Source organism: Comamonas faecalis (assembly GCF_039538025.1).
Lineage (GTDB): Bacteria > Pseudomonadota > Gammaproteobacteria > Burkholderiales > Burkholderiaceae_C > Comamonas_C > Comamonas_C faecalis.
Genome location: NZ_BAABBP010000020.1, coordinates 20,476 through 42,900 on the forward strand (window position 1 = coordinate 20,476; position 22,425 = coordinate 42,900).

The 22,425-nt window shown below is 66.9% G+C and carries 22 protein-coding genes; 12 read left to right on the plus strand and 10 right to left on the minus strand.

The genetic code is table 11. The features are described from left to right. The first annotated feature begins 75 nt into the window (after positions 1–75). The 5 genes from dctP to ABD767_RS11470 all read left to right on the plus strand — a co-directional run bounded on the left by dctP (position 76) and on the right by ABD767_RS11470 (position 5,425). Positions 76–1,131: a TRAP transporter substrate-binding protein DctP gene (dctP, locus tag ABD767_RS11450; protein ID WP_103045976.1), complete on the plus strand. Its 1,056-nt coding sequence runs from the start codon at positions 76–78 to the stop codon at positions 1,129–1,131. Positions 1,132–1,150: 19 nt separating this feature from the next. Continuing rightward, on the plus strand, positions 1,151–1,669 hold the full coding sequence (locus tag ABD767_RS11455) for a TRAP transporter small permease subunit (protein ID WP_103045977.1): 519 nt from the start codon (positions 1,151–1,153) through the stop codon (positions 1,667–1,669). Then, positions 1,666–2,985 (plus strand): TRAP transporter large permease subunit, encoded by a 1,320-nt coding sequence (locus ABD767_RS11460; protein WP_103045978.1) that lies wholly within the window; start codon positions 1,666–1,668, stop codon positions 2,983–2,985. Before ABD767_RS11455 ends, ABD767_RS11460 begins: the two co-directional genes overlap by 4 nt. A gap of 66 nt (positions 2,986–3,051) precedes the next feature. Beyond that, positions 3,052–3,927 (plus strand): 4-hydroxy-tetrahydrodipicolinate synthase, encoded by an 876-nt coding sequence (dapA, locus tag ABD767_RS11465; protein ID WP_103045979.1) that lies wholly within the window; start codon positions 3,052–3,054, stop codon positions 3,925–3,927. Between the two features lie 13 nt (positions 3,928–3,940). Next, positions 3,941–5,425 (plus strand): aldehyde dehydrogenase family protein, encoded by a 1,485-nt coding sequence (locus ABD767_RS11470; RefSeq protein ID WP_103045980.1) that lies wholly within the window; start codon positions 3,941–3,943, stop codon positions 5,423–5,425. 19 nt (positions 5,426–5,444) lie between these two features. Here ABD767_RS11470 and ABD767_RS11475 read toward each other — a convergent pair whose 3' ends face one another. The 4 genes from ABD767_RS11475 to ABD767_RS11490 form a co-directional block, all read right to left on the minus strand. Then, complete coding sequence (locus ABD767_RS11475) at positions 5,445–6,350, minus strand: AEC family transporter (protein WP_103045981.1); 906 nt, start codon at positions 6,348–6,350, stop codon at positions 5,445–5,447. Continuing rightward, positions 6,347–6,751 (minus strand): DUF1850 domain-containing protein, encoded by a 405-nt coding sequence (locus ABD767_RS11480; protein ID WP_103045982.1) that lies wholly within the window; start codon positions 6,749–6,751, stop codon positions 6,347–6,349. The genes ABD767_RS11475 and ABD767_RS11480 overlap by 4 nt, the downstream gene beginning before the upstream one ends. Positions 6,752–6,773: 22 nt before the next feature. Continuing rightward, positions 6,774–8,855 (minus strand): TRAP transporter permease, encoded by a 2,082-nt coding sequence (locus ABD767_RS11485; RefSeq protein ID WP_344869695.1) that lies wholly within the window; start codon positions 8,853–8,855, stop codon positions 6,774–6,776. A 94-nt stretch (positions 8,856–8,949) separates the two neighbouring features. Next, positions 8,950–9,915, minus strand: a complete 966-nt coding sequence (locus ABD767_RS11490; protein ID WP_103045983.1) for a TAXI family TRAP transporter solute-binding subunit — start codon at positions 9,913–9,915, stop codon at positions 8,950–8,952. A gap of 406 nt (positions 9,916–10,321) precedes the next feature. On the opposite strand from ABD767_RS11490, the gene xerD reads away from it, so the two are divergent. Beyond that, positions 10,322–11,257, plus strand: coding sequence for a site-specific tyrosine recombinase XerD (gene xerD / locus ABD767_RS11495; RefSeq protein WP_103046339.1), 936 nt, complete (start codon positions 10,322–10,324; stop codon positions 11,255–11,257). 53 nt (positions 11,258–11,310) lie between these two features. Here xerD and ABD767_RS11500 read toward each other — a convergent pair whose 3' ends face one another. From ABD767_RS11500 to ABD767_RS11510, 3 genes are all read right to left on the minus strand, one after another. Continuing rightward, entirely contained in the window at positions 11,311–12,573 is a 1,263-nt protein-coding gene (locus tag ABD767_RS11500; RefSeq protein WP_103046340.1) for an HDOD domain-containing protein, read from the minus strand. 37 nt (positions 12,574–12,610) lie between these two features. Beyond that, positions 12,611–13,867: an EAL and HDOD domain-containing protein gene (locus ABD767_RS11505; protein WP_344869696.1), complete on the minus strand. Its 1,257-nt coding sequence runs from the start codon at positions 13,865–13,867 to the stop codon at positions 12,611–12,613. Positions 13,868–13,976: 109 nt separating this feature from the next. Continuing rightward, positions 13,977–14,849 (minus strand): DUF455 family protein, encoded by an 873-nt coding sequence (locus ABD767_RS11510; protein WP_103046341.1) that lies wholly within the window; start codon positions 14,847–14,849, stop codon positions 13,977–13,979. A gap of 13 nt (positions 14,850–14,862) precedes the next feature. Between ABD767_RS11510 and ABD767_RS11515 the strand changes: the two genes are divergently transcribed. The 6 genes from ABD767_RS11515 (at position 14,863) to ABD767_RS11540 (ending at position 19,528) form a co-directional block, all read left to right on the plus strand. Continuing rightward, entirely contained in the window at positions 14,863–15,417 is a 555-nt protein-coding gene (locus ABD767_RS11515; protein WP_103046342.1) for a DapH/DapD/GlmU-related protein, read from the plus strand. Positions 15,418–15,453: 36 nt separating this feature from the next. Continuing rightward, positions 15,454–16,431: an Hsp33 family molecular chaperone HslO gene (gene hslO, locus ABD767_RS11520; protein ID WP_103046343.1), complete on the plus strand. Its 978-nt coding sequence runs from the start codon at positions 15,454–15,456 to the stop codon at positions 16,429–16,431. 95 nt (positions 16,432–16,526) lie between these two features. Further along, entirely contained in the window at positions 16,527–17,288 is a 762-nt protein-coding gene (locus ABD767_RS11525; RefSeq protein ID WP_103046344.1) for a transporter substrate-binding domain-containing protein, read from the plus strand. 52 nt (positions 17,289–17,340) lie between these two features. Next, positions 17,341–18,030, plus strand: coding sequence for an ABC transporter permease (locus tag ABD767_RS11530; RefSeq protein ID WP_344869697.1), 690 nt, complete (start codon positions 17,341–17,343; stop codon positions 18,028–18,030). Further along, complete coding sequence (locus ABD767_RS11535; RefSeq protein ID WP_103046346.1) at positions 18,027–18,737, plus strand: ABC transporter permease subunit; 711 nt, start codon at positions 18,027–18,029, stop codon at positions 18,735–18,737. Before ABD767_RS11530 ends, ABD767_RS11535 begins: the two co-directional genes overlap by 4 nt. Next, positions 18,734–19,528 (plus strand): ATP-binding cassette domain-containing protein, encoded by a 795-nt coding sequence (locus tag ABD767_RS11540; protein ID WP_103046347.1) that lies wholly within the window; start codon positions 18,734–18,736, stop codon positions 19,526–19,528. Before ABD767_RS11535 ends, ABD767_RS11540 begins: the two co-directional genes overlap by 4 nt. Before the next feature lie 307 nt (positions 19,529–19,835). Here ABD767_RS11540 and ABD767_RS11545 read toward each other — a convergent pair whose 3' ends face one another. From ABD767_RS11545 to kdsA, 3 genes are all read right to left on the minus strand, one after another. Next, positions 19,836–20,132, minus strand: coding sequence for a septum formation initiator family protein (locus ABD767_RS11545; RefSeq protein WP_103045766.1), 297 nt, complete (start codon positions 20,130–20,132; stop codon positions 19,836–19,838). A 32-nt stretch (positions 20,133–20,164) separates the two neighbouring features. Next, positions 20,165–21,451 carry a phosphopyruvate hydratase gene (eno, locus tag ABD767_RS11550; protein ID WP_103045767.1) on the minus strand — a complete coding sequence of 429 codons (1,287 nt, stop codon included), beginning with the start codon at positions 21,449–21,451 and terminating at the stop codon, positions 20,165–20,167. A 115-nt stretch (positions 21,452–21,566) separates the two neighbouring features. After that, entirely contained in the window at positions 21,567–22,424 is an 858-nt protein-coding gene (gene kdsA / locus ABD767_RS11555; RefSeq protein WP_103045768.1) for a 3-deoxy-8-phosphooctulonate synthase, read from the minus strand. Between the last annotated feature and the right edge of the window lies 1 nt (position 22,425).

The following is a 22,425-nucleotide window of genomic DNA, read 5'->3' on the forward strand; positions in this document are numbered from 1 at the left end:
CTATAAATATATTTACAAGATACTTACGGCTGCGGTGGCGGATGGTCGCTGCGTTTCAGCACACAGGAGAAAACCATGAAGTTGTTCAAACGTGCCCTGACGGCACTGGCGATTTCGGTCGGGGTATGGAGTGGCGCCAACGCTGCGGACGTCACCTGGCGCGTTCCCACGTCGGTGCCGGAAGGCTCGCCCTTCTATCAAAATTTTCTGGAGCGTTTCGCCACGAATGTGAAGGTCATTACTTCCGGCAGGGTGGAGATCCAGCCCTTTGGCGCAGGCGTCATCGTGCCCGCGCTCAAGGTGTTCGATGCGGTGCAGGACGGCGTGGTCGAAGCAGGCCACTCCACGTCCAGCTATCTGGTCAACCAGGATCCGATCAATGCCATTTTTGCCGGCTTCCCTGGTGGAATGGGCCCGGATGCCTACAAGGCCTGGCTGTACCAGGGCGGTGGCAAGGAGCGGCTGGAGAAGTTGCGCGCCCAGCAAGGGCTCAAGACCATGATCGTCGGCATTGGCTCGTCGGAAATCCTGGCGCACGCCAACAAGCCCATTCGCAGTGCCGAGGATCTCAAGGGGCTGAAGTACCGCACATCGGGCGCCTGGGCCGAGGTCATGCGCGACTATTTCGGTGCTGTGCCGACCGTGGTGCCACCAGGTGAGACCTACACCCTGCTGCAGCGCAAGGGGGTCGATGCCGTCGAGTGGGCTCCGCCCTCGGCCAACATGCCCGAGGGCTTTCACCAGGCGGCCAAATACATCGTCGTCCCCGGCGTGCACCAGCCCACGTTCATGTGGGAAGTGGTGGTCAAGCAGGACACCTGGAACAAGGTTCCCCAGGATCTGAAACCGCTGGTTGAAGCCGCGGCCCAGCTCACCACCGAGCAGAGCCTGGATTTCTTCTATGACGCCGACATGAAGGCCATGGAGAAATACCGCGGCGGCCGCAACGAAGTGATCACGCTCGATGCGTCGTTCATCAAGCAGCTGTCGGATGCCGGCTATGACTGGATGCGCAAGACGGCGAATGCACAAAAGGCAGCAGGCAAGCCCCAGATGGCCGAGGTGCTGGCCGACTACGAGGGCTACCACAGGCGCTGGAAGGCCGAGAGCGGCTATCTGATCCGCGATTGATTGCCGCAGCGAGGCCGCCATGCTCCATGCCCTGTCCCGATTCGCCAACGCCGTGTCGTGGTGCGCTTCGCAGCTCGCTGCGCTGGCCGCCGCCGTCCTCACGCTGGCCATGGTCTACGAGGTCGTTGCGCGCTATGTGTTTTCCGCGCCGACCAACTGGGCCTTCGACATCGCCTACATGAGCAATGGCGCCCTGTTCCTGCTCGGGGTCGCCTATGTGCTGCGCGAGGACGCCCATATCCGCATCGACGTTCTGCGCAACCGCCTGCCGGCTTCGGTGAACGCGGTGGTGCAGGGGGTCGCCTACCTGCTCGTGCTGGCGCCGTTCTTCGGCACGCTGGCGTGGATTGCGCTGTCGCGCACATGGCGGGCCTGGGAGCGCAACGAGGTGGAAACCGTCAGCCCCTGGGCGCCGCTGATGTGGCCGTTCTACCTGCTGATCGGTGTGGGGCTGGTGGCCCTGACCCTGCAGCTGGTGGCCGAGGGGCTGCGTGGGTTCAGCGATCGAGGCCAGTCTGCACAGGGAGGCCGGCCATGAACCAGACCATTGCCGCGCTGATGTTCCCGGGCATGTTTTTGCTCATCTTCCTGGGCATACCGGTTTCGTTCTCGCTCATCATTCCGGCGCTGGTGGCAGGCTGGTTTGCCTTTGGCGGCCAGATGTTCAACCAGCTCTATGGCGGCCTGTATTCGGCGGCCACCAACTACATTCTTTCGGCCATCCCGATGTTCGTGCTGATGGGCGCGATCCTGGAGCGCTCGGGCATCGCAGCACGCCTGTTTCGCACCATGCAGCTGTGGCTGGGTCGCCTGCCCGGCGGGCTGGCCGTGGCCACGATTGCCATGGGCGCCACGTTTGCAGCTGCGGCCGGCGTCGTCGGCGCGGTCGAGGTCATGGTGGGGCTGATGGCCATTCCGGCGATGCAGCGCTTTCGCTACGACAACTCGCTGATCGCCGGAACGATCTGCGCCGGCGGCTCGCTCGGCACGATGATCCCGCCTTCGGTGGTGGCCGTGGTGTACGCATCGCTGGCCCAGATTTCCGTGGGCGAGCTGTTTGCCGCGATGCTGTTCCCAGGCCTGATCATGGTGGGCCTGTTCATCCTCTACATCATCGGCACCTGCATCGTGCAGCCGCACAAGGGGCCGCCCGCCAACGATGCGGACATGCAGCTGCCGGTGATGGAGAAACTCAAGATCACGGCCAGCGGGCTGCTGCCCACCATGCTGCTGATCATTGCGGTCCTGGGCTCTTTGATGGCCGGGGTTGCATCGCCCACCGAGGCTGCGGCAGTGGGTGCGATAGGCGCGCTGATCCTGTGCATTGCCTACGGAAAGTTCAGCTGGAAGGTGCTGCACGAGTCGCTGGCCATCACGGTGCGCATCTCGTCGATGATCATGCTGATCGTCGCGGGCGGCATCATGTTCACCGGCATTTTTGCCGCCAACGGCGGCTCGCGCCTGATCCAGGCACTGATCTCGGACATGGGGCTGGGCCTGGCCGGAACACTGGTGCTGTTCCTGGGCATTGTTTTCCTGCTCGGCTTCGTTCTGGACTGGACGGCCAACGTGCTGATCTGCGTGCCGCTGTTCCTGCCGGTATTGACCGCCGCGGGCGTGGATCCGATCTGGTTCGGCACGCTGGTCATCATCGTCATCCAGACCAGCTACCTGACACCGCCGATGGCGTCGTCGATCTTCTACCTGCTGTCGATCGCGCCGCCCGACATGAAATATGGCCAGGTGTGCCGGGGTGTCGTCCCGTTCATCCTGGTGCAGATCGTGACGCTGATTCTGGTGGCGCTGTTCCCGGTGCTTGCCACATGGCTGCCGCAGCGAATCGTCGGTTTTTAGTGCGATTGCGCCAGTTTTTCCCTTGTGCCTCGTTCGAGGCTACCGTCCATTAACCAAGGAAATCCCATGAAACTCGATGGTGTTCTCGTCCCAATCGTCACCCCCTTTACCGCCGACGACCGTGTCGATGCGGCCGCGCTGCGCCAGTTGGTCGACCGCTTCGTCGACGCCGGCGTGGCCGGCATCGTGGCCTGCGGCACGACGGGGGAGTACTACGCGCTGTCGGCCGACGAGCGCGAACTGGTGCTGCGCACCGTGGCCGAGGCAACGCGCGGACGGGTGACGGCGGTTGCCGGCATCAACGCTCTGTCCACGCCGCAGGCCATTGCCTACGCCGAGCAGGCCAAGGCGCTGGGCTACGACGGCCTGATGCTGTCGACGCCGCCGTACAGCCTGCCCGACCAGGACGGCATTGCCGCGCATTTCCGCACCGTCGCGGCGGCGACCGACCTGCCCATCGTGATGTATGACTTCCCGCAGCGCGTCGGCGTGCAGATCGAGGTCGACACGGTGATTGCGCTGGCGCGCGTGCCCAACATCGTCGGCATCAAGGAGAGCAGCGGCAGCTTCAACCGCGCACTGGCGCTGATCCAGGCGCGCATTCCGGATTTTCAGATCGTCAGCGGTTCGGACGACATGGCGGCCGACTTCCTGTTCTGGGGCGTGCGCAGCTGGATCAGCGGCGGCGCCAACGTCTTTCCGGCCGAGCAGGCCGCCATGGTGCGCGCCGCCGCCCAGGGCGACTGGGACGAGGTGCGCCGCCTGATGAGCGGCATGTACCCCGCGATCCAGTCGATGGAGTCCGGCGGCTACAACCAGAAGGCCAAGCTTGGCTGCCGCCGCCACGGCGTACAGGCCGGCGCCGTGCGCCTGCCGCTGTCGCCGCTGGCGCAGCAGGACGCCGACGCCTTTGCCGCGTTGCTCGACGCCTACCAGGCCTGAGGAGGACTGCGCCATGCCCCAGACCAAGGAACAGATTTTTGCGCAGGCCCGCGCGGCCAAGTTGTGGGCCGGTCATCTGATCGGCGGCCATGACGCCCCGGGCGCGGTTCTGGACAACACCACGCCGATCGACAACAGCAGCATCGGCTCGATCGAGGCGGGCACGGCGGCCGATGTCGACCGAGCCGTGCAGGTCGCGCGCGCCAGCTTCGAGTCGGGCGAATGGTCGCAGCGCCCGCCCGCCGAGCGAAAGCGCGTGATGCTGGCCTGGGCCGACCTGATGGCCGCGCATGCCGAGGAACTGGCCGCGCTGGACTGCGTCGACGCGGGCAAGCCGATCACCGAATGCCTGAACACCGACCTGCCGGCGACGCTCGACACCTTCCGCTGGTATGCCGAGGCCATCGACAAATGCTATGGCCGCGTGGCGCCCACCGGGCCGCAGGCGCTGGGCCTGATCGTCAAGGAGCCGATCGGCGTGGTCGGCGCGGTGCTGCCGTGGAATTTTCCGGCGCAGATGTACGCCTGGAAGGTCGCGCCGGCGCTGGCGGCGGGCAACTCGGTCATCGTCAAGCCGGCGGAGCTGACCTCGCTGTCGGCCTATCGCATGACAGAGCTGGCCCACGAGGCCGGCGTGCCGGCAGCGGCGCTGCAGCTGGTCACCGGCCTGGGCGAGGAGGTGGGCCGCGCCATCGGCCTGCACCCGGACATCGACGTGGTGTCCTTCACCGGCTCCACCGAAGTGGGGCGCCTGTTCTTGCGGTACTCGGCCGACAGCAACCTCAAGGAGATCGTGCTGGAGTGCGGCGGCAAAAGTCCGCAGGTCATTTTTGACGACGCCGATCTGGACGCTGCGGTGGATCATGTCCTGGCCGCGGCGTTCTGGAACATGGGCGAAAACTGCAGCTGCGGCTCGCGCCTGATCGTGCAGTCGGGCGTCAAGGCGGCGCTGCTGCAGCGGCTGCAGGCGCGCCTGGCCGACTGGAAGGTGGGCCTGCCGACCGACGAGGCGGTCCAGATCGGCCCGTTGGTGGAGAAGGCGCATTTCGACAAGGTGCACGGTTTTCTGCAAAGCGCCGCCAGCGAAGGCCTGCGCCTGGTGCACGGCGGGCGCGTGCATGCCGACCTGGGAAGCGGCTGGTATGTCGAGCCGACGATTTTTGACGAGGTGCACCCCGGCTCGCGTCTGTTTCAGGAGGAGGTTTTCGGCCCCATCCTGGCGATCACCGGCTTTGACACCGAGGCCCAGGCGATTGCGTTGGCGAACGACAGCCAATACGGCCTGGCCGCGTCGCTCTACACCCGCGACGTGTTTCGCGCGCAGCGCATGGCCCGTGCGATCAAGGCGGGGACGGTGTCGATCAACGGCTTCTCCGAGGGCGACATCACCACCCCGTTCGGCGGCTACAAGCAATCGGGCTTTGGCGGGCGCGACAACGGCCTGGAGGCGCTGGATCAGTACCAGCAGACCAAGACCATCTGGTATGTGAACGAGTGAGCGCCTGCCGCCGTCGCCGTCAGCGCAGCACCCCCAGTGCCAGCGGCAGGCTGGCCAGCGCCAGCAGCGTGGACAGCGTGATCAGCCCGGCGACATAGGGGCCGTTGTAGCCCATGCGCACGGCCAGCACGTAGCAGCTGGACGCGGTGGGCAGGGCCGAGAAGGCCATCAGCACCGCGCTTTGCGTGGCGTCCAGGCCCATCAGCCGCACCAGCGCCCAGGCCCACAGCGGCAGCAGCAGGTGGCGAATGGTCAGCACCACGGCGCTGAGCGTGCGGTTGTGCTGCAGGTGGCCCCACTGCAGGCCGGCGCCGGCGGCCATCAGGCCCAGGGCAATGGCCGACGCGCCGATGCGCTGCAGCGGCGGCGTGGCCCAGCCGGGCAGCTGCAGGCCCGCCAGGTTGCATGCCAGGCCGCTGACCGTGGCGATGACCAGCGGGTTGCGCGCCAGCTCGCGCAGCACGCGCTGGTTGCCATGGTGCGCCATGGGCCAGACGGCGGCCAGGTTGACCAGCGGAACGCACACGCCGACCAGCACCGCCACCAACTGCAGCCCGGCGGCGCCGGCCAGGCGGTCGGCCAGCGCCAGCGCGACGAAGGTGTTGAAGCGAAACGCCACCTGCGCCGCGCCTGCGTGCTCGCGCGGCGCGATGCGCTGGCGCAGGCCGGGCAGGCGCGCCAGCAGCTGCGACAGCGCGATGCCGCCGGCCGTCATTGCCAGGCCAGCAGCCATCAGGCGCGACATTTCTCCGACCTCGATCGGCGTCTTGACGATGGAGTGGAACAACAGCACCGGAAACAGCAGGTAGTACACCAGCGCCTCCACCGGCTGCCAGACGCTGCGGTTGAGCGCGGTAAGGCGGCAGACCAGGTAGCCGGCCAGGATCAGCGAGAAATCGGGGAAAAGCAGTTCGGCGTAGTTCATGGACGCGGGGAAGAAGCGCAGGCACTCAGCAGCGTGACGCCGCCGTCCGAGGCCAGCCACCGGCCCATGGGTGCGCAGCCCTGGCCCTGGGGGCACAGGTCGAAGTCGGCAGTGTAGGGCGAGCGCGTCAGGCGCAGCAGGTCGGGCGCGGGCGTGGCCGGGCGGTAGGTGTACCAGCCGTCCTTGAGCTGCGCGTCATCGGGCGGCTCCATGCCGGCGGCCGATCCGCGCACCCGCGCTGCGGTGATCTCCAGCCGCGGCGGCGCGTCCAGCACGCGCCAGTCTTCCTCCCAGCGCACCTTCTCGATCGAGTGCGTCCAGGCCAGCGTGAAGTGAGTGGCGGGGATGAAGACCGGCGCCGCAGCCGCGGCGCCGGCCAGCACCAGGCAGATGCCGAGCATGGAGTCCTGGCTTCTCAGCCTCTCAGGCCAGTGCGCCCATGGCCGGCCGGCGCGAGCGCCACAGATGCCACAGCACGAACAGCGCGGCGGCGGCAAAGCCCACTTCGTCGGTCCAGGGCGCGGCCACCACCAGCAGGCAGGCGGCGGCAAAGGCCCAGGTGCGCTCCGCCCAGTTCAGCGGCGCGAACAGGTAGCCGATGGAGGTTGCGCCCCACAGGCCGATGGCGATCACCGCCTTGAACACCACGTAGACGGTCGCGGCCCAGGTGCCTCCCTGCAGCATCAGCTCGGGCGAGTACACCGCCATGTACGGCATGATGAAGCCGGCCACTGCGATGCGCACCGCGGTCACGCCGATCTTCATTGGCGACTCGTTGGCGATCGGCGCGGCGGCGAAGGCCGCCAGCGCCACCGGCGGCGTCAGGTCGGCCATGATGCCGAAATAGAACACGAACATGTGCGAGACGATCAGCGGCACGCCCAGTTCGAGCAGGATGGGCGCGGCCAGCGAGCTGGTGATGATGTAGTTGGGAATCGTCGGAATGCCCATGCCCAGCACCAGGCAACTGAGCATGGTCAGCACCAGCGCCAGCAGCAGGTTGTCGCGCCCCAGCGCGATCACGTAGCCGCCCAGCTCGGCGGCCACGCCGGTCAGGTTGATGATGCCGATGATGACGCCGACCAGCGCACAGGCGATCGCCACCGACAGCGCGTGGTGCGCGCCGTCCACCATGGCCTGCACCGCCAGCTTGCGCGCATCCCGCCCGGTGCGCAGGATGTAGGTGAGCGCCACCAGCAGCGCGATCAGCACGAAGAAGGTGCCGACGCCGAACTTGAAAAAACCGGAGGTGGCAAAGGCCAGCAGCAGCCAGAACAGCACGCGCAGGCTGGTGCCGCGCACGCCCTGCATGCAGGCGGCGCCAAAGATCAGGATGGCGGTGAGGCCCAGGCCCACGGTGCCCGAGAACAGCGGCGTGTAGCCCGAGAACAGCAGCACGACCAGGCCGATCAGCGGGATGAGCAGATACCACTGGCGCTTGACGGCAGTCCAGGGGTTGGGGCAGTCCTCCTTGGCCAGGCCCAGCAGCTTCTTGCGTCCGGCCTCCAGGTGCACCACCCAGAAGGCGGTCGCAAAGTACAGCATGGCCGGAATCGTCGCGGCGATGCAGACGTCGACATAGGGGATGTTCAGCGTCTCGGCCATGATGAAGGCGACCGCCCCCATCACCGGCGGCATGATCTGCCCGCCCATGCTGGACGTGGCCTCCACGCCGCCGGCAAACGCGCTGGAGTAGCCGAAGCGCTTCATCAGCGGAATGGTGAACTGCCCGGTGGTGACCACGTTGGCCACGCCCGAGCCGTTGATCGTGCCCATCAGCCCCGAGCTGATCACCGACACCTTGGCCGGCCCGCCGCGCGTGTGGCCGACGGTGCCCATCGCGAAATCGGTGAACAGCTGGATCATCCCGGCCTGCTCCAGAAAGGCGCCGAAGAGGATGAACAGAAAGATGTAGCTCGACGACACATAGGTGGGTGTGCCGTAGATGCCTTCGGTGCCGAACGACAGCACGCCGATGATCTGGTCGGCGCCGTAGCCGCGGTGCTGAAACGCCATGGGCAGGAACTCGCCCCACAGTCCGTAGGCCAGGAACAGCCCGCAGATGATGGGCAACGCCCAGCCCATCATGCGCCGCGCGGCCTCGAACACCAGCAGCACCAGCACGATGCCGACCACCCAGTCGGCCTGTGTCAAGTCGCCCGCGCGGTGCGTCAGGTCGACTTCGAACATCCACTGGTACAGGCCGGTGGCAAAGCCGGCCAGTCCCAGCAGCCAGGCCAGCGGCTTGTAGCCTGCGCCGTTTTTGCTGAAGGCTGGATACATCAGAAAAATCATCAACAGCACGAAGCCGACGTGGATGGCGCGCACCACCTGGCTGGACAGCGGGCTGAAGGCCGCCGTGATGATCTGAAAAGTAGAGAACAGCAGCGCCACCCAGAACACGGCGTGGCGCCAGTCGAGCTTGTCGTGCTGAGGGACGATCAGCTGCTCGGCCTGTGCGATGGATGCGGCGACGGCCGGCGGTGCGTCAGTGGAAGAGGTCACGGGTTGTCTCCAGGGCGGGGCGGCGCGGTACGGCCGTCCAGAACGGACAAACCGGCGTCGTGCGCCGGTTGCCTTCGTCGGTTGCAGGAAGCGCTTACTTGATCAGGCCTTTTTCACGGTAGTAGCGCTCGGCGCCCGGGTGCAGCGGCACGGGCATGCCGGCCAGCGCGTTGTCCAGCTTGATGGCCTTGGCGGCGTTGTGCGCGGCGTACAGCGTGTCGATGTTGTCGTACATCGCCTTGACCATCTCGTAGACCAGATCGTCGGGCACCTTGGAGTGCGTGATCAGGAAGTTGGGAATGGCGGCGGTCTGCACATCCTCGGTCTGGCCGGTGTAGGTGTTGGCAGGAATGACCGTGGGCAGGTAGACCGGGCTGCCCACCTTGGCGACCACGTCCTGGGGCACGGGGACGATCACGATCTTGACCGCGCTGGCCAGGTCGCGGATCGAGGCGACGCCAAGACCCGCGGACTGCAGCGTGGCGTCGAGCTGGCGGTTCTTCATCAGCTCGACCGATTCGCCGAACGGCAGGTATTCGACCTTGGACAGATCCTGGTAGCTGATGCCGGCGGCCTTCAGGATGGCGCGGGCGTTCAGCTCGGTGCCCGACTTGGCCGCGCCCACCGAAAGGCGCTTGCCCTTGAGGTCGGCCAGCGTCTTGATGCCCGAGTCTTCGCTGGCGACGATCTGGATCACGTTGTTGTAGGTGGCCGAGAAGCCGCGCAGGCGGTCGAGCTTCTTGGGAAAGCCTGCCTCGGCGTCGCCCGACCAGGCGTCTTCGACCGCGTCGCCCAGCGTGAACGCCACTTCGCCGCGGCCGGCCTGCAGCAGGTTCAGGTTCTCGGCCGACGCCTTGGTCACCTGCGCCGTGGCGCGGGCATTGGGAATGGCCTTGCCGAAAATCTGCGCCAGCGACACGCCCAGCGGGTAGTACACGCCGCTTTGGCCGCCCGTCAGCACGTTGACGAACTGTTGCTGCTGCGCCTGCGCCACCGGCGCCATCAGCGCCAGGCCCAAGCCAAGCCCCAGCGTGCATCCAATCTTGTGAAACCAACGCATTGTCTTGTCTCCAGTCGTATCTGAAAAGCGGCCAGAATAACGCAAGCGCGGCGCAAACACGGCTTGCGCCGCACGCCTGCCGTCGGGAATTTCCCTCAGAGCGTGTTTACGATCTTTTCATAGTGCCCGTTGCCCCGCAAAAGCGGTGGCTGCTATGGCAGCTAGCGCAGCCGGGCCGGTGGCCCGGCGAGTATTTGCTTGCGCCGCAGACGTTGCTTTTGCGGGGCAACCCTTCGGGCAATGCAGCAAAAAGCCGCACTCAGCGTTGCGCACCTTGTCCAGGCTACCAGCATGGCCTGCGGCGCGCGCCTCGATTGCGGCTTTTTGCTGCATTGCGGGCATCATGAAAAAATCGTAAACACGCTCTCAACCCCAGCCCCGTAACCGCTCTGGTTTCCACGCTTCGATGGCCCTTTCTGATTCACACCCCGCACCGGACGCGCCCGTCGTCGACGGCGCCTCTCTTGCAATCATCGATGCCTTCGTCGACGCGCTGTGGCTGGAGCAGGGGCTGTCGCGCAACACGCTGCAGGCCTACCGCGCCGACCTGCAGGCGCTGGCGCAGTGGCTGGCCGGGCAGGGCGTGGCGCTGCTGCAGGCGGGCGAGCATGACCTGGGCGGCTACTTTGCCCACCGCCACAGCGGTACGCGCGCGACCACGGCCAACCGGCGCCTGACCGTGTTCCGGCGCTTTTACCGCTGGGCGCTGCGCGAGGGGCGGGTGGCGGGCGACCCGACGCTGCGCCTGGCGTCGGCGCGCCAGCCGCTGCGCGTGCCCGGCACGCTCAGCCAGGCGCAGGTGGAGGCGCTGCTGGCCGCGCCCGACGTGGCCACGCCGCTGGGCCTGCGCGACCGCGCGATGCTGGAGCTGATGTATGCCAGCGGCCTGCGCGTCAGCGAGCTGGTGGGGCTCAAGACCTTCCAGGTCGCGCTGGCGGACGGTGTTCTGCGCGTCGTCGGCAAGGGCGCAAAGGAGCGGCTGGTGCCGTTTGGCGAGGTGGCGCGTGGCTGGATCGAGCGCTACCTGGGCGACGCGCGCGCGGTCATCCTGGCGGGGCGCCACAGCGACGACCTGTTCGTCACCCAGCGCGGCCACGCGATGACGCGGGTGATGTTCTGGGTCATCGTCAAGCAGTGCGCGCAGCGCGCCGGCATCACGGCGCCGCTGTCCCCGCACACGCTGCGCCACGCGTTCGCCACGCATTTGCTCAACCACGGCGCCGACCTGCGCGTGGTGCAGCTGCTGCTGGGCCACGCCGACATTTCAACGACGACGATCTACACCCACGTGGCGCGCGAGCGGCTCAAGGCGCTGCATGCGCAGCACCACCCGCGCGGCTGATTGCGTTTCTTGTCCGGCGAAACGCGCCACCCTGGAGAAGGCCGGAACGGGCCTCAGAGTCCTGACTGCAGCTCCTCGGCCCAGGTCAGTGCGTTCAGGTGCGCCATGTTGACCTGGTGGCCCGACAGTTGCAGCAGCTGTGCGTTGCGTGCAAAGGCCTCGTCGTCGCCGGTCTCGCAGGCGCGCGTGAGCTCCAGGAAGGGCGCGTACTTGCCGGTGCCGTGCAGCAGCGCGTCAAGCGCGGACTGGGGCAGCGCGACCGACTCCAGCGCGCGATCGAGCGGAATGCCGATCATCGTGTCCAGCAGCGAGAACACGCCGACGACGAAGGCGTTGTCGCAGTCCTCGCGCGCCAGCAGCTCGGCGGTGAGCAGCTCCATCAGCCGCCCGCGCACCACGGCGGTCTGGCCGACGGCGGGCGACACGCCGCTGGTCTGCGAGGTGGTCATGAGCAGCGCCGCCCAGCGAAACAGCTTCTTCATGCCCAGGATCATCACCGCGTGGCGAAACGAGGTGATCTCCACCGACAGGCCCAGGCCCGAGGAGTTGATGAAGCGCAGCAGGTTGAACGACAGCGTCGGGTCTTTCTTCAGCAGCTCCTCGATGTCGTCGATCTCGGCCTCCGTGCGCACCAGGTTGATCAGCTGGATGATGGCCGCCTGCGACGGACGCATGGTCTGCACGCGCACTACCGTCGGCTCGGCGAACCAGTAGCCCTGGAACATCGTGATGCCCAGCGCCCGCATGCGCTCGTATTCCTCGGCCGTCTCCACCTTCTCGGCCACCAGCGTGGCCTTGGAGTGCTTGCGCGCGAACTGCACCAGCGGCTCGGCCAGCTCGGGCTTGAAGGCCTGCATGTCCAGCTTGATGAAACTGGCCAGCGGCAGCCAGCTGCCGTAGGCGCGCTTGAGCGCGTTCTGGTTGAAGGCCAGGCGAAAGCCGCGCTCGCGCAGCTTCTGGAACACGCTGACCAGCGTCTCGATCTGCTCGGGCGTCGCGTCCTCGGGCAGCGTGGGGATCTTGAGCACCACCTTGTCCGGGTGGATCAGCTCCAGGTGCGGGCCGACCAGGCTGAAATGCGTGCAGTTGATGAACACGATCTTGCGGTCCATCAGCATTTCCGAGCCGGCGTCCGACAGCGCGTTGAACAGCAGCGCCGCGTCGGTGTCGGCCGTGTGGGCGCCGGCGCTGGTCGTGCGGTCGAACAGCTCGTAGCCGAAGACCGAGCGTTTCTCGTCCAGGATGGCCTGGCGGGCGATGAGGATGGCGTTGGCGCCGCCGGCGGGCGCGGCGGCCGGTTCTGGAGTGCTCGTCATGAGGGCAAAGTGGCTCTGGGTCGGAGGGGAGGCGTGCTCACAGGCGCAATTGGTTCATCCACGCCATGGCCTGCAAATGGGCGGTGTTGATCTGTTCGCTGCTCAGCTCAAGCGCGCTGCCCAACTGCTCCCAGGTGCTGCCGCTGCTGCTCTCGCAGGCCTGGGCCAGCTGCAGCAACTGGCCCAGCGCCCCGTCGTGCCGCAGCAGGGCGCCGCGCACCTCGTCGGGCATTTGCAGCAGATCCACGGCCTTGTCCAGCGGCAGGCCCAGCATCTGGTCGAGCAGCGAAAAAATACCGGTGACGAAGGCCTTGTCGGCCGCGTCCGGGGGCAGCGCCTGCTGCGCCAGCAGCTCCATGAAGCGTCCGCGCAGCACCGCGGTCTGGCCCACGGCGGGCGGTGTCTCACCGTCGCGCGCGGCCGTCAGCAATAGCGCGGCCCAGCGGAACAGGCGCTTGAGGCCCAGCAGCATCACAGCCTGGCGAACCGAGGTGATCTCGTGCGCAAAACCCAGGCCGGCGGAGTTGATCAGCCGCATCAGGTTGAAGGTGAGGGCCGCGTCTTTCTTCAGCGCGTCTTCGAGCTGGCCGACCTCGGCCTGGTTGCGCACCAGGTTGAGCAGCTCGATGGTGCTGGTCTGCGCCGGCGTGAGCAGCTTGGTCTCCACCAGCGTGGGGCGCGAGAACCAGTAGCCCTGGAACAACTGCACGCCCAGCGAGGAGACCATGTCGTATTGCTGCGCGGTCTCGATCTTCTCGGCGATCAGCTCGGCCTGCGACTGGCGCGCGGCGTAGTTGATCAGCACGCTGACCTGGTCGGGCGGCAGCACCGACAGGTCGATCTTGATGTAGTCGGCCAGCGCCAGCCAGGGCGCGTAGGTCTGCTCCAGCACCTGGTGGCCGAAGGCCAGGCTGAAGCCGCGCGCACGCAGCTCCTGCAGGATGGGCAGGCGCGCCTGCACCTCGTCCTGCGCCGCGTGGCCCAGCGACGGGATCTCCAGCACGACCTTGTAGGGGTTGATCAGATCCAGGTGGCCGCCGCTCAGGCTCTCGTGCGTGCAGTTGACGAACAGCAGCATCTTGCCCACCAGCTCCTCGGTGCCGGCGTGCGACAGCGCGGTGAACACCAGCACCATGTCGCTGGCGGCCGTATGGGCGGTGCTGGTGCGTGCGCGGTTGAACAGCTCGTAGCCCACCACGACCTGCTGGGCGTTCATGATGGCCTGGCGCGCAATCATCGCGCCGTGGCTGGGCGGCGACGGGCTGTGGTCGGAGGGAAGGGCGTCGGTGTCCATCGGGCAGGCTGGGGTGGGGCAGTCAGGGCGCATTGTAGGAAAGAACGGCCGGGGCCCTTTCGGCCTTATCGGCTATTGCTGCGCGGGCTGTAGGCGTGGTGCGCAGGCGTCAACCCTGCTGCAGCCAGGCGATTTCGGCGTCGCTGAAGCCGGCGGCGCGCCGTGCGGCCTCGTTGAGCGGCGGGCGCGGGCGCGGCGCCTGGTAGCGCTGCACCAGCGCGGCGTAGTGCGCAGCGGCGTCAAGGCCCAGGCGCGCGCACAGCCACTGGTACCAGTGGTTGCCGATGGCCACGTGGTCGACCTCCTCGCGCACGATGGTGTCCAGGATGGCGACCGCGGCCAGCGCGTCGGGCGTGCCCACCTGGCGCAGCTTGCGCTGGATCAGCGGAGTCGCATCCAGCCCGCGCGCCTCCAGCGTGCGCGGCACCAGCGCCATGCGCGCGGTGATGTCGTGCGCGGTCTTCTCGCACATGCTCCACAGGCCCTGGTGCGCGGCAAAGTCGCCGTAGTCGCTGGCCAGCTGCGCGCGCAGGTGGTCGCGCAGCAGCAGGAAGTGGCGCGCCTCGTCGGCGGCCACGCGCAGCCAGTCGCGGTAGAAGGCCTCGGGCATGCCGGCAAAGCGCCAGGCCGCGTCCAGCGCCAGGTTGATGGCGTTGAACTCGATGTGAGCGATCGAGTGGATCAGCGCTGCGCGCCCTTCGCGCGTGGCTGGAGAGCGCCGCGGCACGCTCAGATGGTCGGTCAGCTGCGGGCGCGGCGGGTGGCCGGGCAGGGCGGCGGCGCAGGCCAGCTGCTCGCCCGGATCGGGCGCCAGCGTGGCAGCGAGCGCGTGCAGCGCAAGCGCGGCGGCGCATTTGGCGTCGGGGTCGGCAAGCTGCAGCGCGGCCAGTGCCTGGGCGCGCAGCGATGCAGGGGCTGTCGCGCACTGCGCGGGGGCGGCGGGTGCCGTCTCTACAATGGCGCCCTGGTTGAAACAATGCATGGAGACGTGGGCAATGGCGATTTATGAGCTCGACGGCGTGGCGCCGCAGGTGGCCGCTTCCAGCTGGGTGGCGGACAGCGCGCAGGTGATGGGCCGGGTGCAGCTGGGCGAGGACACCAGCGTGTGGTTTGGCACCGTGGTGCGCGGTGACACCGACACCATCACGATTGGCGCGGGCACGAATGTACAGGACGCGAGCGTCCTGCACGCCGATCACGGCATGCCGCTGGTGATCGGCCGCGGCGTGACCGTGGGCCACAAGGTGATGCTGCACGGCTGCACGATTGGCGACAACGCGCTGATCGGCATCGGCGCCATCGTCCTGAACGGCGCGCGCATCGGCAACAATTGCCTGGTGGGCGCGGGCGCCCTGGTGACCGAGGGCAAGGAATTTCCCGATGGGTCTATGATTTTGGGCTCGCCTGCCAAGGCGGTACGCCAGCTCACGTCCGAGCAGATCGAGGGGCTGCGCCAGAGCGCGCGACACTATGTTGACAACGCGCGTCGCTTCAAAGCAGGCCTGCGCCGCATCGATGGGCCGGCCCCTTCCGTCCCAGGCAGCGATTGACACCGGCGCCACGCGCCTGCAAACCATTTTCACGACGTGTCTGAACTTCACACTTTTCTTTTTGACGGCCTGCCCGTGCGAGGCTCCATCGTGCGCCTGACCGATGCCTGGGGCGAGATCCTGCGCCGGCGTGCGGCCAATACGCAAACCGGCGGCTGGCCCGACCCGGTGGCCGCGCTGCTCGGCGAGATGGCGGCCGCCGGCGTGCTGCTGCAGTCGCGCATCAAGTTCAACGGCGCGCTGGTGTTCCAGGTGTTTGGCGATGGCCCGGTCAAGCTGGCGGTCGCCGAAGTGCAGTCCGACCTGCGCCTGCGCGCCACCGCGTCGGTGATCGGTGAGGTGGCGCCCGATGCCGCTCTGCCCGACCTGGTGCAGGTGGGCGGAGGCGGGCGCTGCGCGATCACGCTCGACCCGCGCGACCGTCAGCCGGGCCAGCAGCCCTACCAGGGCGTGGTTGCGCTGCAGGGCGAGGATGGCAGGCCGCTGCAGCAGATGGCCCAGGTGCTGCAGCAGTACATGCGCCAGTCAGAGCAGCTGGACGCCACCTTTGTGCTGGCGGCCAACGCCGACGTCGCCGCCGGCCTGATGGTGCAGCGCATGCCGGTGGCGGGCGAGGCCAATTTGCAGGGTCAGGCGGGCGGCGCGGGCGACGGCGAGGACGAGGACTACCAGCGCATCGCCACGCTGGCCGCCAGCCTGACGCGCGAGGAGCTTTTGAGCCTGGACGTGGACGCCATCCTGCACCGCCTGTTCTGGCAGGAGCGGCTGCTGCGCTTCATGCCGCGCAGCGGCGCGGACGGCCCGCGCTTTGCCTGCACCTGCTCGCGCGAGCGCGTCGCGCAGATGCTGCGCACGCTGGGCGAGGACGAGGTGCGCAGCGTGCTGCAAGAGCGCGGCGAGGTCGAGGTGGGCTGCGAGTACTGTGGCCAGCAGTACCGCTTCGATGCGGTCGACGTGCCCCAGCTGTTTGCCGCTGCCTCGCGCCAGCCGCCCAGCTCCAAGGCAGTGCAATAGGACAGTGCGCGGCAGCGCAGGCGACAAGTGCGCTGCCAAAGCACGCCGCGGATGCGGCGACAATCGCTGCTTTGATGATTTCAAGGAAGACTGCAATGCGGAAATTCATGATCACGCTGGCCTTGGCCGCTCTTGCCGGCGGCGCGCAGGCCGCCGACCTGCGCGTGGGCCTGAACCCGGCCTACGAGCCGTTCGAGTCCAAGACCGCCACGGGCGAGATCGTCGGCTTTGACGTGGACATCGCCAATGCGCTGTGCGAGCAGATCAAGCGCAAGTGCGTGTTCGTCGAGTCCGAGTGGGACAGCATCATTGCCGGCCTGCAGGCGCGCAAGTACGACGTGGTGATCAGCTCGATGTCGATCACGCCCGAGCGCGCCCGCGTGGTGGACTTCACCAAGCGCTATTACAAGACGCCCAGCGCCATCGTCGTGAAAAAAGGCACGGCGTATGACGGCCCGGCCTCGCTCAAGGGCAAGAAGATCGGCGTGCTCAAGAGCAGCACGCAGGAGAAATGGGCACTGGGCGAGCTGGCGCCGGCGGGCGTCACCGTCGTGCCCTACCAGTCGCAGAACCAGGTCTATCTGGACATCGAGGCGGGCCGCCTGGATGGCACCGTGGCCGACAAGGTCGAGGTCAACGGCGGCTTTCTGAGCAAGCCCGAGGGCAAGGACTACGGCTACGTGGGCCACGACCAGTACGAAGAAAAGTACTACGGCGAGGGCATCGGCATTGCCATGCGCAAGGGCCGCGGCGAGCTGAAGAAGCAGCTTGACGATGCGATCGACACCATCCGTGCCAACGGCACCTATGAGGCGATTGCCAAGAAATACTTCGACTTCGACCCCTACGGCAAATGAGATGTGGTGTTGAGCGCCCGCCACCCAAGGCCCGGCGCTCAACCTGTTGCTGATGAACGATTACTACCTGGCCATCCTGCACGGCTCGCTGCTGACCGTGGGCGTGTCGCTGGCGTCGCTGGCCGTGGCCACGCTGCTGGGCCTCGTGGGCGCCGCGGCCAAGCTCTCGGGCAACCGGCCGCTGGTGTGGGGCGCCAGCGTCTACACCACCATTGTGCGCGGCGTGCCCGAGCTGCTCATGATGCTGCTCGTCTTCTACGGCGGCGCCATCGGGCTGAACAACCTGCTGGAATGGCTGGGATACGAGGAAGGCATCGACCTCGACCCGTTCGTCGCCGGCGTGCTGACCATCGGCTTCATCTACGGCGCCTACATGACCGAGACCTTTCGCGGCGCCATCCTCGCGATTCCGCGAGGTCAGATGGAGGCCGCCTGGGCCTTCGGCATGGGGCGCTTCCAGACCTTTGTGCGCATCACGCTGCCGCAGATGGTGCGCTATGCGCTGCCCAGCTTCACCAACAACTGGCTGGTGCTGATCAAGGCCACTGCGCTGGTCAGCCTGATCGGCCTGCACGACATGACGTATCTCGCCAAGCAGTCCAGCGCCGCGGTGCGTGAGCCGTTTGCCTTCTTCATGTTTGCCGCCGGGCTGTACCTGATGTTCACCTCGCTGTCGCTGTGGGCGCTGCGCCTGGTGAGCGCGCGCTACAGCCTGGGCGCGGACAAGGTGCAGCTGCTGTGAGTTGGGACGTCATCTTCGAGCCCGCGACGCTGGCGCTGTACTGGCAGGGGCTGATCGTCACGCTGCAGCTGACGCTCTACAGCCTGGGCTGCGGCGCGGTGCTGGCGCTGGCGTGTTCGCTGGCGCTGATCAGCCACCGCCCCTGGCTGCACTGGCCGGCCCGCACCTTCACCTACTTCATGCGCGGCACGCCGCTCTTGATTCAGGTCTACCTGATCTATTACGGCGTGGCCCAGCTGCCCTGGATACAGGCGCACTGGGACGCGGTCTGGCCCTGGACTTATTTCAAGGAGCCGTTCTTCTGCACACTGCTGTCGTTCAGCCTGAACACCGCCGCCTACACGGCGGAGACATTGGCTGGCAGCATCCGTGAGACCGGCAAGGGCGAGGTCGAGGCCGCACGCGCCATGGGCATGGGCCACGCGCTGATGATGCGCCGCATCGTCCTGCCCAGCGCCATCCGGCGCATGCTGCCTGCCTATGGCAACGAGGTGGTGATGATGCTGCACAGCTCCAGCCTGGCGAGCACCGTGCCCGCGGTGCTGGATCTGACGGGCGCGGCCAGCCGCGTGTACTCCGACTTCTTTCTGCCGTTCGAGGCCTATCTGTTTGCCGCGGCCATCTACCTGTGCATCACCTTTGCGCTGCTGGGCTGCTCCAGGCTGGTCGAGCGGCGCTTCCTCGGCTATCTGGCGCCGCGCAAATGAACGATTCGACGAACGACCGCACCACCCCCGTCAAGCTCCAGGCCCTGGACATCCACAAGCGCTACGGCGCCAACGAGGTGCTCAAGGGCGTGTCGCTCACCGCGCATGCGGGCGACGTGATCAGCATCATCGGCAGCTCGGGCTCGGGCAAGAGCACGCTGCTGCGCTGCATCAACCTGCTGGAGCGCCCGCAGCAGGGCCGCATCCTGGTGGCGGGCGAGGAGCTCGCGCTGCGCCCGGGGAGCGGTGGCGCGCTGGAGGCGGCCGACCAGAAGCAGCTGCAGCGCTTGCGCACCCGCCTGGCCATGGTGTTCCAGCACTTCAACCTGTGGGCGCACAAGACGGTGCTGGGCAACATCATCGAGGTGCCCATCCACGTGCTGGGCCTGTCGCGGGGCGAAGCCGTGGAGCGTGCGCGCAAATACCTGCAGCTCGTCGGCCTGCAGGGGCGCGAGGATGCCTACCCCAACCACATGAGCGGCGGCCAGCAGCAGCGCGTGGCGATTGCCCGCGCGCTGGCGGTGGAGCCCGAGGTGATGCTGTTCGATGAACCGACCAGCGCGCTTGACCCCGAGCTGGTGGGCGAGGTATTGCGCGTGATGCAGGTGCTGGCCCAGGAGGGGCGCACCATGCTGGTCGTGACGCATGAGATGGGCTTTGCCCGCGAGGTCTCCAACCAGGTGATTTTTCTGCACCAGGGCGTGATCGAGGAGCAGGGCGATCCGCGCGAAGTGATGGCCAACCCGCGCAGCGAGCGGCTGGCGCGCTTTCTGTCGGGCAATCTGAAGTAGGGCCTGTTAACGCTATTTTTGACGGATGCGTTGTGATCAAAAGGGCCACTCGCCAAGGCGCCAGCCGCAGCCAAGGTGCCACCCTTGGCAAGGCTGGCAACGCCGGCGATGGCCCTTTTGATCGCAACCCGAAGGGAACATACTCAAAACTGCGCCACTCTTCGTTGCGCTCCTTGTCCAGACACCCAGTCTGGGCTGCGTCGCACGTCTCGATTGACGCCGTTTTGAGTATGTTCGCACCGCCAAAAATAGCGTTAACAGGCCCTAGCCGCGCCGCGTCGAAGAGCGCGCCCCGTTCAGGGAGCGCTCAGGGGCGGCTGGATGCGGCGGCCGGCGCGACGCGCACGAAAATCTCGCCGCGGCGCACCATGCCCAGCTCGCTGCGGGCCTTTTCCTCGACCAGATCCAGGCCATTCTTCAGGTCTTCCACCTGGCTGGCCAGCTGCTCGTTGGTCAGGCGCGCGCGCGTATTGGCCGCTTCGCGCTCGGCCAGCTGCGCGCGCATCTGCTGCACTTGGCCCAGGCTAGCGCGCCCCGTCCACAGCTGGGCGTGGATGGCCACGAGCAGTGCCAGCAACAGCAATGCAACCAGGCGCGAGCTCATGGATCAGCCGTGGGCAGACAGCGGCCGGCAGGTCAGCGCAGGTTGTAGAACGCAGCGCGGCCCGGGTATTCGGCCACGTCGCCCAGATCCTCTTCAATGCGCAGCAGCTGGTTGTACTTGGCGATGCGGTCCGAGCGGCTCAGGCTGCCGGTCTTGATCTGGCCGGCGTTCAGGCCGACGGCGATGTCGGCAATCGTGCTGTCCTCGGTCTCGCCCGAGCGGTGGCTGATGACGGCGGTGTAGCCGGCGCGCTTGGCCATCTCGATGGCGGCGAAGGTCTCGCTCAGCGTGCCGATCTGGTTGATCTTGATGAGGATGGAGTTGGCTATTCTTTTGTCGATGCCTTCCTTGAGGATCCTGGTGTTGGTGACGAACAGGTCGTCGCCCACCAGTTGCACCTTGTCGGCCAGGCGCTCGGTCAGGATCTTCCAGCCATCCCAGTCGCCCTCGTGCATCCCGTCCTCGATGGAGATGATGGGGTATTTGTCCACCCAGGTGGCCAGCATGTCGGTCCATTGCTGGGCGGTGAGCGCGATGCCGCCTTCGCCCTGGAGCACGTACTTGCCATCCTTGTAGAACTCACTGGCCGCGCAGTCCAGGCCCAGCACGATCTGCTCGCCGGCGGTGTAGCCGGCCTTGTCGATGGCTTCGAGGATCAGCTGGATGGCCGCCTCGTGGCTGTCCACGCTGGGGGCGAAGCCGCCCTCATCGCCGACGGCCGTGCTCATGCCGCGGTCGTTGATGATTTTCTTCAGGGCGTGAAACACCTCGGCGCCCCAGCGCATGGCTTCGCGAAAGGTGGGCGCGCCCACCGGGATGATCATGAATTCCTGCAGGTCCAGGCTGTTGTTGGCGTGCGCGCCGCCGTTGATGACGTTCATCATCGGCACCGGCAGCTGGCAGCCGTTCATGCCGCCGAAGTAGCGGTACAGCGGCAGGCCGGCTTCTTCAGCGGCTGCGCGCGCCACGGCCATCGACACGGCCAGCATGGCGTTGGCGCCCAGGCGGCTCTTGTTGTCGGTGCCGTCCAGGTCGATCAGCGTCTTGTCCAGGAAGGCCTGCTCGGAGGCATCGAGGCCCAGCACGGCCTCGGATATCTCGGTGTTGATGTGCTCGACGGCCTTGAGCACGCCCTTGCCCAGGTAGCGGTTCCTGTCGCCGTCGCGCAGCTCGATGGCCTCGCGCGAACCGGTGGAGGCGCCGCTCGGCACGGCGGCGCGGCCCATCACGCCCGATTCGAGCAGCACGTCGCACTCGATGGTGGGGTTGCCGCGGCTGTCCAGAATTTCGCGGCCTACGATGTCAACAATGGCACTCATGGTCTTCCTTTGGATGCAGATAAATCAGGGAAATGGGTGAAATGTCGCGGCGGTCTTTGCAACGCAACCGAGCGCTGCGATTCACAGCGATGCGGTTGCAGTTGTCGTTCCCGGATCAGGCCGAGAAGCGGTTTTCCAGATAGCCGTTTTTCTTGGTGACGGTGTCGAGCTCGACCAAGGTCGACAGCAGTGCGCGCATGTGGTGCAGCGGCACGGCGTTGGGCCCGTCAGACCAGGCCTCGGCGGGTTTGGGATGGGTCTCCATGAAAAAGCCCGCAACACCCACGGCCGCGCCGGCGCGTGCGAGCACCGGCACCATGTCGCGTGCGCCGCCGCTGACTGCGCCCAGGCCGCCGGGTTTTTGCACCGAATGGGTCACGTCGAACACCACGGGAGCGCCGCAGCTGCGCATTTCGGCCAGGCTCGTCATGTCGGCCACCAGGTTGTTGTAGCCGAAGCTCACGCCGCGCTCGCAGGCGAGGAACCGGTCTTCGGACAGCCCCGCCTCGGCAGCGGCGGCGCGCGCCTTGTCGATGACGTTCTTCATGTCCCAGGGTGCGAGAAACTGCCCCTTCTTGATGTTTACCGGCTTGCCCGACTGCGCCACGGCGCGGATGAAGTCGGTCTGGCGGCACAGGAAGGCGGGCGTCTGCAGCACGTCGACGACGCTGGCGACCTCGGCCACCTGGGCGGTGTCGTGCACGTCGGTCAGGATGGGCAGCTGCAGCTGGCGGCGCACTTCATCCAGGATCCTCAGCCCCGCGTCGATGCCGACTCCGCGTTTGCTGGAGCCCGACGAGCGGTTGGCCTTGTCGAACGAGCCTTTGTAGATCAGCGGCACGCCCAACGCGCTGCAGACTTCCTTGAGCTGGCCGGCGACGTCCAGCGACATTTGCAGCCCCTCGATGGAGCAGGTGCCTGCGATGAGGAAGAAGCGTTGATCCAGGCCAACGTCAAAGCCGCACAGTTTCATG

Bases quoted from the DNA above. Each gene is read 5' to 3' on its own strand.
- dctP (WP_103045976.1), top strand. From the start codon at position 76: ATGAAGTTGTTCAAACGTGCCCTGACGGCACTGGCGATTTCGGTCGGG.
- ABD767_RS11455 (WP_103045977.1), top strand. From the start codon at position 1,151: ATGCTCCATGCCCTGTCCCGATTCGCCAACGCCGTGTCGTGGTGCGCT.
- ABD767_RS11460 (WP_103045978.1), top strand. From the start codon at position 1,666: ATGAACCAGACCATTGCCGCGCTGATGTTCCCGGGCATGTTTTTGCTC.
- dapA (WP_103045979.1), top strand. From the start codon at position 3,052: ATGAAACTCGATGGTGTTCTCGTCCCAATCGTCACCCCCTTTACCGCC.
- ABD767_RS11470 (WP_103045980.1), top strand. From the start codon at position 3,941: ATGCCCCAGACCAAGGAACAGATTTTTGCGCAGGCCCGCGCGGCCAAG.
- ABD767_RS11475 (WP_103045981.1), bottom strand. From the start codon at position 6,350: ATGAACTACGCCGAACTGCTTTTCCCCGATTTCTCGCTGATCCTGGCC.
- ABD767_RS11480 (WP_103045982.1), bottom strand. From the start codon at position 6,751: ATGCTCGGCATCTGCCTGGTGCTGGCCGGCGCCGCGGCTGCGGCGCCG.
- ABD767_RS11490 (WP_103045983.1), bottom strand. From the start codon at position 9,915: ATGCGTTGGTTTCACAAGATTGGATGCACGCTGGGGCTTGGCTTGGGC.
- xerD (WP_103046339.1), top strand. From the start codon at position 10,322: ATGGCCCTTTCTGATTCACACCCCGCACCGGACGCGCCCGTCGTCGAC.
- ABD767_RS11500 (WP_103046340.1), bottom strand. From the start codon at position 12,573: ATGACGAGCACTCCAGAACCGGCCGCCGCGCCCGCCGGCGGCGCCAAC.
- ABD767_RS11505 (WP_344869696.1), bottom strand. From the start codon at position 13,867: ATGGACACCGACGCCCTTCCCTCCGACCACAGCCCGTCGCCGCCCAGC.
- ABD767_RS11510 (WP_103046341.1), bottom strand. From the start codon at position 14,849: ATGCATTGTTTCAACCAGGGCGCCATTGTAGAGACGGCACCCGCCGCC.
- ABD767_RS11515 (WP_103046342.1), top strand. From the start codon at position 14,863: ATGGCGATTTATGAGCTCGACGGCGTGGCGCCGCAGGTGGCCGCTTCC.
- ABD767_RS11525 (WP_103046344.1), top strand. From the start codon at position 16,527: ATGCGGAAATTCATGATCACGCTGGCCTTGGCCGCTCTTGCCGGCGGC.
- ABD767_RS11530 (WP_344869697.1), top strand. From the start codon at position 17,341: ATGAACGATTACTACCTGGCCATCCTGCACGGCTCGCTGCTGACCGTG.
- ABD767_RS11540 (WP_103046347.1), top strand. From the start codon at position 18,734: ATGAACGATTCGACGAACGACCGCACCACCCCCGTCAAGCTCCAGGCC.
- ABD767_RS11545 (WP_103045766.1), bottom strand. From the start codon at position 20,132: ATGAGCTCGCGCCTGGTTGCATTGCTGTTGCTGGCACTGCTCGTGGCC.
- eno (WP_103045767.1), bottom strand. From the start codon at position 21,451: ATGAGTGCCATTGTTGACATCGTAGGCCGCGAAATTCTGGACAGCCGC.
- kdsA (WP_103045768.1), bottom strand. From the start codon at position 22,424: ATGAAACTGTGCGGCTTTGACGTTGGCCTGGATCAACGCTTCTTCCTC.